Origin of the sequence: Adlercreutzia equolifaciens, assembly GCF_029076695.1 — a bacterium.
Classification (GTDB): domain Bacteria; phylum Actinomycetota; class Coriobacteriia; order Coriobacteriales; family Eggerthellaceae; genus Adlercreutzia; species Adlercreutzia equolifaciens_A.
On record NZ_JARFIK010000608.1, the window covers coordinates 1 to 289 of the forward strand.

At 63.7% G+C, this 289-nt stretch carries 1 protein-coding gene; it reads left to right on the top strand.

Features of this window, described 5'->3' with window-relative positions; genetic code table 11:
* The coding region (locus PZH32_RS13805; protein WP_275208837.1) for a M24 family metallopeptidase at nucleotides 1-289 on the top strand (289 nt) is incomplete at both ends.

Consider the following 289-nt stretch of genomic DNA (forward strand, 5'->3'; position numbering starts at 1 on the left):
CCGCCGACCCCCTGCTGGCCATGAAGGGCGTGAAGAACGAGGTGGAGCTGGCACACCTGCGCGAGTCCCATCTGCGGGACGCCGTGGCCATGGTGCGGTTCCAGATCGAGCTGGAAAACCGTCTGGCTGCCGGCGAACAGCTGACCGAGCTGACCGTGGACGAGATCCTGCACAAGTACCGCAGCGCAGACGATAAGTTCCTTGTGGAGAGCTTTGGCACCATTGCAGCCTACGGCGGCAACGCAGCCATGATGCACTACCACGCCACCCCGGAGGATCACGCCGTTCT